At 66.8% G+C, this 1,757-nt stretch carries 2 protein-coding genes; both read left to right on the top strand.

What is annotated here, in order from left to right; genetic code table 11:
- On the top strand, window positions 1-380 hold a 380-nt coding region (locus tag GM668_RS30220), incomplete at its 5' end, for an acyl carrier protein (RefSeq protein ID WP_170305930.1).
- Window positions 381-404: 24 nt separating this feature from the next.
- Window positions 405-1,757, top strand: a 1,353-nt coding sequence (locus GM668_RS30215; RefSeq protein WP_170305929.1) for a beta-ketoacyl synthase N-terminal-like domain-containing protein, incomplete at its 3' end; no start/stop codon positions are given.

Below are 1,757 nucleotides of genomic sequence, written 5' to 3'. Positions count from 1 at the left end.
CTGCCGCCGATGGGCAAGCGGCTGCGGGCGGGCCGGCCGCGGCGCCGGCGGCGTGCGGCAACCGGCTGGAACAAATCATCCATGACGTCTGGTGCGCAGCGCTGGGACAGGCCGCCTTCGGCCCCGATACGAATTTCTTCGATGCGGGCGGCCACTCGCTGTTGCTGCTGGACGTACAGCACCGGCTGCAGCAGGCGCTGGGCCGCGATATCGCGGCAGTGCACTTGTTCCAGCACCCGACCATACGCGCGCTGGCGGCATTCCTGGCGCAGCAGGGGCAGCCGCAAGCCGCTGCGCCGGTTGCGCGCAGTGCCGGGCGCACCGGGGCGGCGCAGGCCGCGCGCCGGGCGCGCCTGGCGCAATCCCGTCAACAGAACTGACAGTTTAATTAAGCAAGAGGGCATATGGCAGCTGATTTGGCAGTACATGACAACGGATCGGACATCGCAATTATCGCGATGCACGGCCGCTTCCCCGGCGCCGGCAATATCGAAGCGTACTGGGACAACCTGTTGCGCGGCGATTGCGCGTTGCGGCCGTTGAGCAGCGAGGAATTGCAGGAAGCCGGCGTACCGCCGGAAGTGGCGGCGCGTCCTCATTACGTCGCCTGGGCCGGCACGCTGGAACGGGTGGCTGAATTCGACGCGGAATACTTCGACATGAGCCCGCGCGAAGCGGAGATTACAGACGTGCAGCAACGCTTGATGCTGGAATGCGCGGCGGAATTGCTGGACCGTGGCGGCTACGATGCTGGCCGGTATGACGGCAATATCGGCGTCTTTGCCGGTTCGGCCATGAGTTCCTACATGTTCGGCGTGCTGCGGCGGCCGGACTTGCTGGAATCGCTGGGCGAGCTGGCGCTGCGCCATGGCAACGACAAGGATTTCCTGGCGTCGCGGGTATCCTATAAGCTGGATCTGCGCGGTCCCAGCATGGCGATCCAGACTTCGTGTTCCAGCGGCCTGGTGGCGGTGCACGTGGCTTGCCAGAGCTTGCTGTCCGGGGAATCCGACATGGCCATCGCCGGCGCGGTGTCGGTACGCGTACCGCAGGCGTCGGGGTATTTCCACCAGCAGGAAGGCATCCTGTCGCGCGACGGCCGTTGCCGCCCGTTCGATCACCAGGCCAGCGGCACCATATTCACGAACGGCATCGGCCTGGTGTTGCTGAAGCGGCTGGACGATGCGCTGCGCGACGGCGATACCGTGGTGGCGGTATTGAAAGGCACAGCCATCAATAACGACGGGGCCGCTAAAGTCGGCTTCAGCGCTCCCAGCGTGGACGGCCAGGCCGCCGTGATTGCCGATGCGCTGGCCGTGGCGGATGTGGATCCGCGCCAGGTCAGCTACATTGAAGCACACGGCACCGGCACGTTCCTTGGCGACCCGATTGAATTCGAAGCGTTGCGGCTGGCCTATGGCGCAGAGGGACAACGCTGCGCGATTGGTTCGGCCAAGTCCAATGTCGGCCACCTGGGCCCGGCCGGCGGCATGGCGGGCCTGATCAAGGCGGCCTTGATGCTGCAGCACCGCACGGTGGCGCCGACTGCGAACTTCGAACGGTGCAACCCGGCGATTCCCATGGCGCAGACCCGCTTCCACGTGGCGCAGCAGGCTGCGCCATGGCGCAGCGAAGGCGATGGTCCGCTGCTGGCCGGCGTCAGCTCATTCGGCATTGGCGGCACCAATGCGCACGCGGTGCTGGCCGAGGCGCCGCCGGCGCAGCCGCGCAGCATGGCGGCGCCTCGGCCAGCACCG

The organism is Pseudoduganella ginsengisoli, assembly GCF_009720865.1.
GTDB lineage: Bacteria > Pseudomonadota > Gammaproteobacteria > Burkholderiales > Burkholderiaceae_D > Rugamonas > Rugamonas ginsengisoli.
The sequence above is the reverse complement of the archived record's forward strand: the minus strand, read 5'-3'. Positions and strand labels throughout refer to the sequence as shown.